10 protein-coding genes are annotated in these 13488 nt (G+C 75.3%); 5 read left to right on the top strand and 5 right to left on the bottom strand.

Going from position 1 to position 13488, the window contains the following annotated elements; translation table 11 throughout:
- Nucleotides 1–11: 11 nt before the first annotated feature.
- Nucleotides 12–1331 carry a peptide ligase PGM1-related protein gene (locus tag OG295_RS34060; protein ID WP_371680487.1) on the bottom strand — a complete coding sequence of 440 codons (1320 nt, stop codon included), beginning with the start codon at nt 1329–1331 and terminating at the stop codon, nt 12–14.
- 250 nt (nt 1332–1581) lie between these two features.
- On the opposite strand from OG295_RS34060, the gene OG295_RS34055 reads away from it, so the two are divergent.
- From OG295_RS34055 to OG295_RS34035, 5 genes are all read left to right on the top strand, one after another.
- Nucleotides 1582–1698 (top strand): pheganomycin precursor, encoded by a 117-nt coding sequence (locus OG295_RS34055; RefSeq protein WP_211117217.1) that lies wholly within the window; start codon nt 1582–1584, stop codon nt 1696–1698.
- 129 nt (nt 1699–1827) lie between these two features.
- Nucleotides 1828–3798, top strand: a complete 1971-nt coding sequence (locus tag OG295_RS34050; RefSeq protein WP_371680486.1) for a RiPP maturation radical SAM C-methyltransferase — start codon at nt 1828–1830, stop codon at nt 3796–3798.
- A gap of 170 nt (nt 3799–3968) precedes the next feature.
- On the top strand, nt 3969–5021 hold the full coding sequence (locus tag OG295_RS34045; RefSeq protein ID WP_371680485.1) for a methyltransferase: 1053 nt from the start codon (nt 3969–3971) through the stop codon (nt 5019–5021).
- Complete coding sequence (locus OG295_RS34040) at nt 5021–6784, top strand: ABC transporter transmembrane domain-containing protein (protein ID WP_371680484.1); 1764 nt, start codon at nt 5021–5023, stop codon at nt 6782–6784. Before OG295_RS34045 ends, OG295_RS34040 begins: the two co-directional genes overlap by 1 nt.
- Nucleotides 6785–6786: 2 nt before the next feature.
- Nucleotides 6787–8679 (top strand): ABC transporter ATP-binding protein, encoded by a 1893-nt coding sequence (locus tag OG295_RS34035; protein ID WP_371681389.1) that lies wholly within the window; start codon nt 6787–6789, stop codon nt 8677–8679.
- Nucleotides 8680–8687: 8 nt separating this feature from the next.
- Here OG295_RS34035 and OG295_RS34030 read toward each other — a convergent pair whose 3' ends face one another.
- The 4 genes from OG295_RS34030 to dpgB form a co-directional block, all read right to left on the bottom strand.
- Nucleotides 8688–9812 (bottom strand): cytochrome P450, encoded by a 1125-nt coding sequence (locus tag OG295_RS34030; RefSeq protein ID WP_371681388.1) that lies wholly within the window; start codon nt 9810–9812, stop codon nt 8688–8690.
- A 173-nt stretch (nt 9813–9985) separates the two neighbouring features.
- The gene (locus OG295_RS34025; RefSeq protein ID WP_371680482.1) at nt 9986–11296 is read right to left on the bottom strand and encodes a PLP-dependent aminotransferase family protein; all 1311 of its coding nucleotides are present in this window, start codon (nt 11294–11296) and stop codon (nt 9986–9988) included.
- Nucleotides 11293–12672 carry a (3,5-dihydroxyphenyl)acetyl-CoA 1,2-dioxygenase DpgC gene (dpgC, locus tag OG295_RS34020; protein ID WP_371680481.1) on the bottom strand — a complete coding sequence of 460 codons (1380 nt, stop codon included), beginning with the start codon at nt 12670–12672 and terminating at the stop codon, nt 11293–11295. Before dpgC ends, OG295_RS34025 begins: the two co-directional genes overlap by 4 nt.
- On the bottom strand, nt 12669–13481 hold the full coding sequence (gene dpgB, locus OG295_RS34015) for an enoyl-CoA-hydratase DpgB (RefSeq protein ID WP_371680480.1): 813 nt from the start codon (nt 13479–13481) through the stop codon (nt 12669–12671). Before dpgB ends, dpgC begins: the two co-directional genes overlap by 4 nt.
- Between the last annotated feature and the right edge of the window lie 7 nt (nt 13482–13488).

The raw sequence follows: 13488 nt of genomic DNA, 5'->3' as shown, positions 1-13488 counted from the left end.
GGGGGGCTCGCTCAGGCCGACAGGGCCGGGGCGAAGAGGCGGGCGACCGATTCCTCGCGGTGCAGGGCGGCTTCCAGGTCCTCGGCGACGTAGCAGAGCATGACGCCCTTGCGGTGGGTGTTGTAGGCCGCCAGGATCACCGCGCCGCGGCGGGTCGCGGGGTCGTACAGGTGGCCGGAGTCGCGCAGCCGGGTCAGCGCGCCGGCGAAGGAGGGCGTCTGCCAGCCCTCGGGCCAGACCCGCTCCAGCAGGATGCGGTCGGTGCCGAAGCCGGGGCCGACGACGCGTTTGCCGACGATCTCGTAGATGTGGGTGGAGCCGGTGGCGCGGCCGTTGTGCTCGGTGAAGAGGACCTCGCCCGCCGGGGTGACGACGGCGTCCGCGCTCAGGACCCCGCGGTAGCCCAGGGCGTGCAGCGCCAGGCAGAGCCGCCGGCCGCCCTCGACGAGGCCGTCGAGCTGTCCCTCGTCGAGGTCGGGCGCGGGCATGACCTGGGCGTCGGGCAGGGGACGGTAGCGCATCTCGCCGTGGCCGCCGAGCCGTACGCCCCCGTCCGAGATCCAGAACTCCGCGAAGTAGGCGCGGCTGCCGGGGTGGTAGTGCTCGACGACGACGCGGTGGCGGCCGCCTTCGGTGAGCCAGTCCCAGCGTTCGTCCAGATAGGCGTCGAGCGCCTCGGAGTCGGCGAGGACGCGCAGGGTGCGGGCGCCGCGCAGGGCGAGTCCCGGGGTGCGGCTGAGGATCTCGTTGCCGTCGCTGCCGGAGCCGTAGTCCTGTTTGAGGATGACGGGGCTGCCCTGGTCGAGCAGGCGGGTGACGTGCCGGTGCGCGCGCCGGCGGTCGGCGCAGACCGCGCCGTCGGGCAGCGCGACCCCGGCTCCGGCCGCCAGGGCGCGGAAGGCGGCCTTGCTGCTGCCGATCAGGCCGCCGCTCTGGGTGAGGAAGTCGTGCCCTTCGAGGGCCTCGGGGCAGCCGAGGGCGTCGGCGAGGTCGGCGACGACCGCGTCGGGCCACAGGGCGAACACCTCGTGCACCGGACGGCCTGCGAAGGCCTGCCGGAGGGCGGCCAGGAAGCGCGGGTCGGCGAGCCGGTCGGCGGTGAGCGCTCCGGCCCCGAGCCGGCCGGGGGGCGGTACGACGACGGTGAGGGAGGAGCGGCGGGTGCCGGTGAGGGAGGTGACGTAGGCGACGAACTCCTCCTGCGGTGCCACCGGCAGCACCAGGACGTCTCCGTCCCGGGCGAACCACACCAGCCGCTGGACCGCCCAGCCCGTGCTTCCCGTCGGCTCCGCCAGTTCCTCGCTCCAGTCGTTTCCGACGAGAAGTCGCACGTGCCCGTACCTCCAAGGGCGCCGTCTTTTCGGGGGCGCCGGTAAGTCTTTCGCCGGGGACGATCGAATTCTCGGAAGCGGCACGACGGACCGTCAAGACCGCCTCCTCGCAGCCGCATTCCCCGCGCACCGGGATCAGGACAGTGGCGGTCTGGCCGAATTCCGTTCCTTGTCGGCCTCCGGACCGATTCCTACCATCGACAGGGAACACCTACCGGACTGAGCATCGATTCCAGGAGGGAGGTGGATCATGGAGCGCGAGATCGTGTGGACCGAGATCGAGGAATCGGACCTCGCCGCCGTCGTCTCGGCGAGCAACGTCAAGGACGGGCCGACCGTATCGTCGAGCAACGTCAAGGACCGCTGATTTCCGGGCCCGCGGACAGCGGGCGCGCCGGGCCTCTCCCCGCCCGGCACCACCAGGGAGAGGCCCGGTGTCCACCGCGCACCCGGCCCCCCGAGGACCGGCGACGGGGTGCGCCGGTGAGGAGGAGTCTTGGCAGGTGGCCGCGAACTGCCCCTGATCGGCCGGCCCGTCTTCCCGGGGGACTGCGTCCCGCCCGGACCCCTGCGGATCGCCCTGGTCAACATGCCCTGGGCACGCACCGACACCCCGTCGATCCAGTGCGGGCTGCTCCAGTCGGTGCTCACCTCCTTCGGGCACGAGGCGCGCAGCCTCTACCCGAACCTGGACCTGGCCGCCGTACTGGGACCGAAGTTCTACGAGGTCATCACCGAGGCTCCGTCCGAGCGGGTCCACCTTTTCGGTGAATGGCTTTTCGGCACGGCCGCATTCGGGGTGACGGGGGACGAGGAGGAATACCGGAGCCGTTTTCCGGAGATCGCCGAAGTGTGTTCGGCCACGGGTACCGACTGGGAGTTCGTGACGGAACTCCGCCGGGTCCGGCTGCCCGCGTGGATCGACGAGATCGCGTCCCGTGACCTGTGGGACGGATTCGACATGGTGGGATTCACCTCGACGTTCATGCAGAACGTCGCGGCCCTGGCTCTGGCCCGGCGGCTGAAGGAGGCCCGGCCCGGACTGGTCGTGGTGTTCGGCGGAGCCAATTACGACGGCGACATGGGCCCCGAGTACCTGCGGAACTTCCCTTTCATCGACTACGTGGTCGTCGGCGAGGGCGATGTGACGCTGCCCCGGCTCGCCGCCGCCGTGGCCCGCGGCGAGCCGGGCACCGGCCTGCCCGGCGTCGGCGGGCGCGACGGGCGGGGCCGGGTAGGGGTGCCGGCGCCGGCCACCCGGATCACGGGGATGGACGCCCTCCCGGTGCCCTCGTACGACGACTACTTCTCCGCCGTCGAATCCCTCGGGCACGGCAACGTCATCGGCACCAACACCCAGCGTCTGCTGGTGGAGTTCTCGCGGGGCTGCTGGTGGGGCGAGAAGCACCACTGCACCTTCTGCGGACTCAACGCCCTGGGCATGCAGTACCGGGCCAAGTCGCCGCGCCGGGCCCTGGCCGACCTGGAGGAGCTCATGCGGCGCCACCGCGTCGTCGCGGTCGACGCCGTCGACAACATCCTGGACATGGCCTACCTGGGGACGCTCTGCGCCGACCTGCGCGTGGCCCCGTGGGACACGGCCCTGTTCTTCGAGGTGAAGGCGAACCTCACCCGGGAACAGGTGCGGCTGCTGGCCGAGGCCGGGGTGTGGAAGATCCAGCCGGGTCTGGAGAGCCTGAGCAGCCACGTCCTGGGCCTGATGCGCAAGGGGTCCTCGCGGCTGCTGAACGTGCGGCTGCTCAAGTGGGCGCACCACTACGGCGTACGGGTCGACTGGAACCTGCTGACGGGCTTCCCCGGGGAGACCGACGAGGACTACACGGGCCAGGCCGAACTGGTGCCCCTGCTCACGCACCTGGAGCCGCCCGCCGGGGTGGGCCGCATCTGGCTGGAGCGCTTCAGCCCCTACTTCACGGACCCGTCGTTCGGGATGACCGGGGTCACCCCCAAGCAGGCCTACCGCTTCGCCTATCCGGTCCCCGGACTGGACCACGAGCGGATCGCCTACTTCTTCGACTACGAGGCGCGGGAGGTCTCCTCCCCCGAGGCCGTGGCCGTCCTGGCGAAGGCGGTCGAGGGCTGGCAGCGGTCCTGGGAGTCGGCCGACCGCGCCGTACTGGCGTACCGGCGCGGGCCGGGCTGGCTCACCCTCTTCGACACCCGGGGCGGCCGCCGGCGCAAGGCGACCCTGGAGGGGTGGCGGGCGGACGCGTACGAGGGCTGCGGCGAGGCCCCGCGCAGCGCCGCCCGGCTGCACCGTGAACTGGCCGCGGCGGCCGGGGGCGGGGGGACCGGCCCCTCCGCGCAGGAGGTGGAGGAGTTCCTGCGGTTCACCGTCCGGCACGGGATCTGCCTGGAGGAGGGCGGGAAGTACCTGTCACTGGCCCTTCCGCTGCGCACGGGCGTCGGGCGCGGGGCGCAGGGCACCGGCCGGGACGCCGGCTGAGGGGTCCGCGGGGGCGGCCGGAATGCGTCGGGCGCCGTTGCGGGTCCCGAGCCGGCCGTGCCACGATGCGGGGCCTTCGGACGATCGAGCTCCCCTCCCCCGGAACGAGCGGGCCGCCCGGCGCCCGTCGCCCGCCCGCCGCGCCGTCCGGCCGACGAAAGGGCTGCCCCATGCGCGAGGACACCGGTCCGGACACCGACGATCCGGCCTACGAACGCTTCCACTTCCTGGTGAACGCACCCGCGCTGTTCAACGCGGTGGTCGCCGCCGTCGAGCTGGACGTCTTCGGGTACCTGGCGGGCCGCGGGTCCGCCGCCTTCGAGGAGATCCGGGAGTTCACCGGTCTGCCCGCCCACCAGCTGCGCGTGCTGCTGCACGCGGTGTGCACCACCGGCTTGCTCGAACGCCACGACGGCGGCTACGCCAACTCCCCGGTGGCCGCGGACCTGTTGGTTCCGGACGGCCCGGACGCCTGGCGGCACATCCTCACCGGCTGGAAAGAGGTGTACTACCCGGCCTTCGCCCGGACGGGCGAGGCCCTGCGGGCCGGCACCAACACGGCGCTCGACGCCCACCCCGGAACCGAGCCCACGCTCTACGGGAGGCTGGCCCACGATCCGCCGCTGGAGGCGGTGTTCCACCGCGCGATGAGCGCGTTCACCCTCAAGAGCGTGGACGCGCTGGTCGCGCACGAGGGCTTCGCGGGCGTCCGCGCGCTGCTGGACGTGGGCGGCGGTGACGGCACGACGAGCACCCGTCTCGCGGCCCGGTACCCGCGGCTCACCTCGACCGTCTTCGACATCCCCAGCGTCTCGGAGATCGCCGGGCGGACGGCCGCGCCCGGCTTCGGCGAGCGGGTGCGCGTGCATCCCGGCGACCTGTTCGCCGATCCCTTCCCGCCCGGACACGACGCCGTGCTCTTCAGCCACGTCCTGGAGATCTTCTCCGGCGAGCAGATCACCGCGCTGCTGGCCAAGGCACACTCCGTCCTGCCGTCCGGCGGGCGGGTGTTCGTGTACGGGTACAACGTCTCCGACGACGAGACGCGCGGCTGGTACTCGGCGCGGCTCTCGCTCTACCTCAACGTGCTCGCCAGTGGGCAGGGCATGGCCTACCCGGCCCGCGACTACGAGCGCTGGATGACCGCGGCCGGTTTCTCCGGGGTCCGGACCCTGACCGGATTCCCGTACGAGCACGGACTGACCGTCGGAACGAAGGCCTGATGCACCGCACCACCACTCCCGCTCCCTCCCCCGCGACCGCTCCCGCACCCGGTGTCCCCGACACCCGCTCCGCCGCCCGCTACCTGCTCTGGCTCGCCTCCCGGCACCGCCGGACCGTCCTGCTCGCCACCGGCTTCGGGGTGGCCTGCACGATGTCCCAGGCGCTGATCCCCGCGGCGGTCGGCCGGGCCCTCGACCTCGGGCTGATCCCGCGCGACCGGCGGGCGCTGGTCCTGTGGGCCTCGGTGGTGCTGCTGCTGGGGGTGGTCCAGGCCCTGACCGGGATGGTCCGCGACCGGGGTTCCACCGCCAACCGGCTGGGCGCCTCGTACCTGACCACCCGGCTGCTGGTCCGCAAGTCGGCCGAGCTGGGGACGGAACTGCCGGGCCGGGTCTCCACGGGCGCCGTCGTGGGCGCCGGCTCCCTCGACGTGGGCCGGCTGGGAACGGCCCTGGAAGGGACCGCCCGGGGGGCCGGCGCCGTGGTGGCCATCGTGTTCGTGGCGGTGTTCATGCTGGCCTCCTCCTGGCGCCTGGGGCTGGTGGTCCTCGCCGGGGTACCGGTGATCGCGGCCGTCGTGACCTGGCTGATGCGGCGGCTGCACGACCGGCAGGCGCGGCTCCGGGAGCGCCAGGGCGCGCTCACGGACCTGTCGGTGGACATCGTCGACGGGCTGCGCGTGCTGCGCGGGATCGGCGGGGAGGCGGTGTACGGGCTCCGCTACCGGGAGGCCTCCCAGCGGGTGCGGGCCGAGGCCGTCTCCGTGGCCGGGGTGCAGTCCAACATCGCGCTGGGGCGGCTGCTGCTGCCCGGACTGCTGGTGACCGCGGTGGTGTGGCTGGGAGCCCGCCAGGTGCGGGCCGGCACGATCGAGCCGGGGGTGCTGGTCTCCTTCTACGGGTACGCGGTCCTGCTCGCCGATGAGCTGCGGCAGGTGACGGTGATGGTGGACCAGCTGACCCGGGCGGGGGTCGCGGCCGGACGGGTGACCGCGTTCCTGCGGCTCGCCCCGGAGCTGCGGCCGGGACCCGACGTCCTGCCCGGGGGGACCGGCGGGGCCGAGCTGCGCGATCCGGAGTCCGGGCTGGTCGTCCCTCCCGGGCTGCTGGTGGGGGTGGTGTGCGCGGACGGGGGCGACGCCCTGCTGCTCGCCGACCGCCTGGGCCGGCACCGGGAGAGCAGGGTCACGTACGGCGGCCGGGCGCTGGAGGAGTTCGGGCTGGACGGCGTTCGCCGCCGGATCCTGGTGGTCGGCAACGGCGACGCGATGTTCTCCGGGCCGCTGGCCGCCGAGCTCGATCCGCGCGGTCCCGCCGACGCCGCCGGCTCCCCCGACGGCGCCGCGCCGGCGGAGGCGGACGCGGCCCTCGCGCGGGCGCTGCGCACCGCGTCCGCCGAGGACGTGGTCGACGCCCTGCCCGATCGGCTGGGCCAGGAGACCGCGGGCGGACGGGAGTTCTCCGGCGGGCAGCGCCAGCGGCTGCGGCTCGTCCGGGCGCTGATGACCGATCCGGAGGTGCTGGTGCTGGTGGAACCGACGAACGCCCTCGACGCGCACACCGAGGGGCGGGTCGCGGCCCGCCTCGGACCGCACCGGAGCGGACGCTCCACGGTGGTGTTCACGACCAGTCCGCTGCTGCTGGACCACACCGACCACGTGGTCTACGTGGAGGACGGGAAGGCCGTCGCCGAGGGGCCGCACCCGGAGCTGCTGTCGGACCCCCGTTACCGGTCGGCCGTCATCCGGGAGGCACTCGCGTGAGCGTGGGGACGCAGGACGTGGGGGCGGAGGAACGGACGCTGCCGGTCGCCTCGCAGCGCGAGGTGCGCGCGTACGCCCGCCGGACGGCGCTGCGTCATCGGCGCGAGCTCGCACGGGCCCTGGCGCTGCACGCGCTGGCGGCCGTTTCCGGCCTGGTGGCCCCGCAGTTGCTGGGCCGGCTCGTGGAGGACGCCGCCGGCGGTACGGCGGAGATCGGCCGGGTGGCCCTCGTGATCTGCGCGGCGGTGACCGCGCAGGCCGTCCTCACCCGCTTCGCGCTGCTGGCCTCGCAGCGACTGGGCGAGAGCGTGCTGGCGCGGCTGCGGGAGGAGTTCGTGGAGCGGGTGCTGGCCCTGCCGACGCGGACCGTGGAGCGGGCCGGATCGGGCGACCTGGTCACCCGCACCACCCGGGACATCGACGTACTGGCGCTGACGGTGCAGCGGGCGGTGCCCGACACCCTGGTGGCGGGGACGACGATCCTGCTGACGCTCGGCGCGGTCTGCCTCACCGATCCGCTCCTGGCCCTGCCCTGTCTGGTCGCCGTACCGGTGCTGTGGCTGTCCACCCGCTGGTACCTGCGGCGGGCGCGGGCGGGCTACCTGCGGGCCAACGCCTCGTACGCGCGACTGTCCGACGGGCTCGCGGAGACCGCCACCGGGGCGCGCACGGTGGACGCCCTGCGGCTGGCGGAGCGCCGGCACGCGCGGACCGACGGGGACGCGGCCGCCTCGGAGGCGGCCGAGCGGCGCACGCTGTTCCTGCGGTGCGTGTACCTGCCGGTCGCGGACACCGGGTACGTCCTGCCGGTGGTGGCGACCCTGCTCGTCGGCGGGCTGCTCTACGCGGACGGGCGGGTCTCCCTCGCCGCCGTGACGGCGACCACCCTCTACATGCAGCAGATCACCGGGCCGGTGGACACGCTGCTGTTCTGGATGGACGAACTCCAGGTGGGCGGCGCCTCGTTGGCGCGGGTGCTCGGAGTGGGTCCCGCGGCCGCCGGGGACGCCGGGCCCGCGGCCGGGCCGGCGACGGGAACCCGCACGGGGACGGGTGTGGATACGGGTCCCGATACGGATACGGGTACGGGTACGGGTACGGCCATCGGGACGGGAGCGGCGCGGCCCGCGGGGTCCGGGGCGGGTGGCGGTCCCGGGGTGCTCGCACTGCGCGGCGTGCACTACGCCTACCGGGACGGCCGGGACATCCTGCGCGGGGTCGACCTGCGGCTGGCGCCCGGGGAGCGGCTGGCCGTCGTCGGGCCGTCCGGGGCGGGCAAGTCGACCCTGGGGCGGCTGATCGCGGGGGTGCACCCGCCGGACCGAGGCAGCGTCACGCTCGACGGGGCCCCCGTACTGCCCGACCGTACGGGGACCACCGCTCGGCGGGACGTGGTGCTGGTGACGCAGGAGTACCACGTGTTCGGCGGCACCCTGGCGGACAACCTGCTGATCGCCCGCCCGCAGGCGCGGCCGGCGGAACTGGAGCGGGCGCTGCGGGCGGTGGGGGCCGGGGAGTGGGCCTCGGCGATGGGGCTCGGGTGCCGGGTGGGCACCGGGGCGACGGCCCTGTCTCCGGCCCAGGCCCAGGAGCTGGCGCTGGCCCGGCTGGTGCTGTGCGACCCGCGGGTGGTGGTGCTGGACGAGGCGACCGCGTTGCTGGACGGCCGGAGCGCGCGGGCGCTGGAGCGGTCCCTGGCGGGCCTGCTGACCGGAACGGTGGTCTCCATCGCGCACCGGCTGCACACCGCGCAGGACGCGGACCGGGTGGTGGTGATGGAGGAGGGCCGGATCTCCGAGGCCGGCCCGCACGCGGAACTGGTCGCGCGCCGGGGCCCGTACGCTGCGCTGTGGACGTCCTGGCACGGCGGGTCCGGGGCCGCGCCCGCGGGCTGAGGGCGGGTTCACCAGGTGACGGGCAGCCGGTGGACACCGTAGAAGCCCATGTCCGCACCGAGGGGCACCTCGGCGGGGGGCACCGCGAGGCGGAGCCGGGGGAAGCGCGCGAAGAGGGCCGGGAAGGCGATCCGCATCTCGGCACGGGCCAGGTTCTGCCCGATGCACTGGTGCACGCCGTGCCCGAAGGCCAGGTGCCCGGTGGCGCGCCGCCCGACGTCGAGGCGGTCCGGGTCCGGGAAGCGTCCGGGGTCCCGGTTGGCGGCGGGCAGACAGACCGTGACGGACTCCCCCGCGCGCAGGGTCCGCCCCGCCAGCGTGACGTCCTGCGACGGGGTCCTCGGCACCCCGAAGTGGAAGATCGTCAGGTAGCGCAGCAGCTCCTCCACGACGGTGTCGGGCGCGACGGCGCCGGAGGTCAGCCGGGCCAGCTGGGCGGGGTGGCACAGCAGGGCGAACGCGCCCAGGCTCAGGGACCCCGCGGTGGTCTCGTGGCCCGCCGACAGGAGCAGGGCGCCGAGGCCCGCGGTCTCCGCGACCGTGAGGGCGGCATCCGCCGCGAGGTCGGCGAGCAGGCCCCCGGCCGCAGCGCCGCGGCGTCCGCGCAGGACCAGGGCCGTGAGGTAGGCGTCGAGCTCCCGCATGGCGGAGGCGGCCTGCTCCGCGCTCGCGTCCAGGCTGAAGAGGGTCGCGCTGTGGCGCTGGAAGTCGGCGCGGTCCCCGTACGGGACCCCGAGCAGCTCGCAGATCACCAGTGAGGGGACGGGCAGCGCGAAGTCGGCCACCAGGTCGGCGGGGGCGCCGCGCCGGGCCATCGCCGTCAGGTGCCGGTCCACGATGGCCGTGATGCGGGGTTCGAGGGAGCGCGTGCGGTGGGCCGTGAAGGCCCCGGCCAGGCGCCGGCGCAGCCGGGTGTGCTCCGGGGCGTCCATGTCGACCAGCCAGCCCGGCAGCGCGGGCGCCCCGTAGAAGGGGTCCGTGCCCGGGCGGGCGACGGGGACCCGTTTGAGCTCGGAGCGGGCGCTGAAGCGGGGGTCGGCCAGAACGGCGCGGGCCGTCGCGTACCCGGTGACGAGCCAGCCCAGGTGCCCGTCGGGGTAGCGCAGGCGGGACAGGGGGGACTCCTCGCGCAGGGCGGCGAGTTCGGGCGGCGGGTCGAAGGGCGCGGTGCGGCGGACGGGGAGCCGGCGGGGCTCCTCGGGGTCCGGGGGCCGCGGGGGCCCCGGCGCGCGCGGAAGGTCCGCGGAGCCCGGGGGTGGTGCCGGGCGCCGGGGCTGCGGGAGGTCCCGTGCGGGGCCGGGGGCGGTCACGGCCGGGCCTCGGCGCGCAGGAAGGCTCCGAGGCGGGCCGCCCCGATCTCGATCCGCTCGGGTTCGAGGTAGCTGCACGACAGGCGCAGCGCCCGGTCGCCGCCGTCGCCGAGGTAGAAGGGCGCCATCGGGGTCCAGAGCACCCCGTGCCGGGAGGCGGACACCCGCAGCAGTGCCTCGTCGGCGCGGACGGGCAGGGTGACCCGGACGAAGAAGCCCGCTTCGGGACGGTTCCAGGTGATGCCCGGCGGCAGCCCCCCGGCGGCCTGCCGGTCGAGGGCGTCCAGCAGGTGGGCGAGGTTGCGGCGGTAGAGGGCGGCGCGGCGGCCCACGGGGCCGGCGAGCGAGCCGCCGTGTTCCAGCAGCATGCCGCCGATCAGGGCCTGGCAGACGGGCGAGGTGTTGACGGAGACCATCGTCTTGAGGCGGGCCAGCCCGGCCGCGAGCGGGGCGGCGGCGCCGTCCGTGGTGCGCACGCGCTGGTCGGCGACGACGTAGCCGACGCGGGCCCCGGGGAAGCAGACCTTGGCGAAGGTGCCGATGTGGACCACGCGGGCCTCGGTGTCCAGGGCCTTGAGCGGGGGCAGTTCGCGGCCCGGGGCGGCGGTGAACCCGTAGACGTTGTCCTCCAGGACCAGGAACTCCTCCTCGGCCGCCAGGCGCAGCAGCCGCAGGCGGGCGTCGAGGTCCATCCGGTTGCCGCCCGGGTTGGAGAAGTCGGGGGCCACGTAGCAGGCGCGGACGCGGCGGCCGGCGCGGCGGGCGGTGCGGCAGGCGGTGCGCAGGGCGTCCAGGTCGGGTCCGAGGTCCGTCTCCGGGACCGCCTCCAGGCCGATGCCGAGGAGGTGCGCGGCGCCGGTGACGCCGACGAAGCAGGGTTCGGCGACGGCCAGGACGTCGGTGGCGGAGCGGAAGAGGGCGCGCAGGACCAGGAGCAGTGCCTCCTGCGCGCCGACGGTGATCACCAGGGCCTCGGGGGCGGCCCGGATGCCGTGGTCGCGGTGGAGGGCTTCGGCGACCAGGTGGTTGATCAGGCCGCGGCTGGGCCCGTACTCGTAGAGCAGGCGGCGGGCCGCGTCGGGCGGGTGGCCGAGGTCCTGGACGGCGTGGGTGAGGAAGCGCTGCAGGTGGCGGCCGAGGTCGATGTCGGCGTAGGAGCGCGGGTGGGGCGCGCCGGGGGCGAAGGACACGGCACGGGGGTGGCGGGCCATGACCTCGTTGAGGAACCCGACGGCGGCCGGGGCGGGGCCGTCGAGGGAGGGGTGCAGGTCGGCGGGGTCGAGGTCGAACGCGCGGGGCCCGCTCACGTGCCGGATCCGGTACGGGACCGGCGGCGCTCCACCTTGGCCAGGACGTCGGGGCTGTGGATGCGGGCGGCCTGGACGACGGCGAACTCGGCGAGGTGGGCGCGGAAGGCTTCGAGGGGTTCCTGCGCCAGGGCGAGCATCCGGCGGTTGGCCGCCACGGCCGGCGCGGCGAGTTCCCCGACCGCGCGCTCGACGGCCGCGCCGACCTCCTCGGGGGGCACGGTCTCGTCGCAGACCAGGGCGGCGTCGGGTTCCCCGGCGGTGAGGCGGCGGCCGGAGAGGACGATCTGGCGGGCCGTGCGGGCTCCGGTGAGGCGCGGCAGGCGCAGGTTGGCGAGGCCGGGCACGATGCCCTCGTCGGCGGCGGGCAGGCCGAGCAGGGCCCCCTCGGCGGCGATCACCCGGTCGACGACCAGGAGGAGTTGCATGCCTCCGCCGATGGCGAAGGCGTCGACGGCGGCGATCCAGGGTTTGCTGACGAGCGGGCCGCGCCAGCCCGGGGAGTCGGTGAGCAGCCCGCGGGCGATCTTGTGGACGTAGCCGAGTTCCCGGCCGAGCAGGAAGTCGACGTACGAGATGGCTCCCGCGTGCAGGTCCTTGAGGTTGATGCCGGCGCTGAACACCCGGCGGCCCGCGTGGCGGGAGTGGGTGACGGGGCCGCCGCGCAGGACGCCGACGCGGACGGTGTCGTCGAGGAGGGCGAGGTCGACGGCGGTCTCCAGGTCCGCGATCAGCCGGTTGTCCTCGGCGTTGAGGCAGTGGCCGTTGTGGAACGTCAGGTGCGCGGCGGGGCCGCGGCGTTCGAGGCGGACGGTGGGGAGGTCCACGGTGCCGGTGCGGCGGAAGCCGTCGAGGAGGGCGGCCGATCCGGGGGCGGGACGGAGCATCGTCTCGATCAGGTGCGTGCCGGCCCGCGGGGAGCGCAGCACCGCACCGAAGAAGATCCCCTGGTCGATCTCGCGGCCTTCCTTGTGGGCCTGGAGGCGGCCGGCCTCCTCGGCGAGAAGGGCCCGGTCGGGGACCAGGCCGGGGAACCGGACGGCCGCGGTCCGCGCCAGTTCGGCGAGGCGGGGGCGGCGGGTGCGGCGGGAGGTGAGGAGGTCGTAGACGGTTTCGGTGTGGTGGTCCAGGAAGGCGTGGCGGGCGTCGCGGCAGGTTTCGTGGATCCGGGCCGCGTGCCGGGAGGCGGCCCCGTCCCGGTCCGCGGGGGCGGGGAGGGCCGCCAGCAGGCGTTCCCCGTCGGCGCAGAGGGCGGCCAGGGCGGCGGCGTCCGCCGCGAGGTCCCCGGAGGGGGCGGCGGACGGCGCGGGAGCGGACGGCGCGGGGGCGGACGGCGCGGCGCGGCCCGCCGGTCGGGCGGGGCGGGGAGGGGTCACGGGCGGGCTCCCGGGGCGTCGGACGGCCCGTCGGGGTCGCCTTCGAGTCGGCCGTCGGTGCGGCCGTCGAATCGGCCGTCCGGGTCGCCGTCCGGGTCGCCGTCGGCGGTGCGGGCGGCCGTGGCCGCGAGTCGGCGCAGTTCCCGGTCGCAGGCGGCGAGGTGGGCGCCGACGGCTTCGCTGTACTCCGAGGAGGGGGCTTCGAGCAGCAGGGCGCGCCGTACGGCCAGTTCCCGGTCGGAGATGCGCCCCATGAGCACGGTGGCCGTGTGGGCGGCCTCGGTGAGGTCGGCCGAGATCTGGTCGACGAGGCCGAGTTCGAGGGCCCGGTCGGCGCCGAGGGCATCGCCCCACAGCACGATCTGCCGAGCGCGGGCGCCGCCGAGCTGCCGGGCCAGGCGGTAGACGGCCAGGCCGGGCCAGAAGTGCCCGTCGTTGACGGGGAGCAGCAGCCGCAGGTCGGGGGCGGCGATGCGGAAGTCGGTGGCCAGCAGCAGGTCGAGGGCCGGGCCGCCGCAGGGCCCGGTGGCGACGGCGAGGGCGAGTGCGCCCTGGCGTTCGAGGCGGTGTACGGCCTTCTCCCAGCGGCCCACGTCCCGGACGTCGACCTCACCGGGCCAGGAGCGGGGGTGGTGGGGGGCGGGGAGCAGCCGCAGCAGCAGGACGAGCCGTTCGGGGCGGGCCGCCTCCAGCAGGTCGCAGGCGGTGTCGAGGGCGGCGGTCAGCTCCGGCAGGGGCCGGGTGCCGTCGACGTCGAGGGTGAGGGCGAGTCCGTCCGCGGTGCGGCGCGGCGTGCCGTCGGTCCGCATGGTCAGG

Origin of the sequence: Streptomyces sp. NBC_01276 (assembly GCF_041435355.1) — a bacterium.
GTDB lineage: Bacteria > Actinomycetota > Actinomycetes > Streptomycetales > Streptomycetaceae > Streptomyces.
The sequence above is the reverse complement of the archived record's forward strand: the minus strand, read 5'-3'. Positions and strand labels throughout refer to the sequence as shown.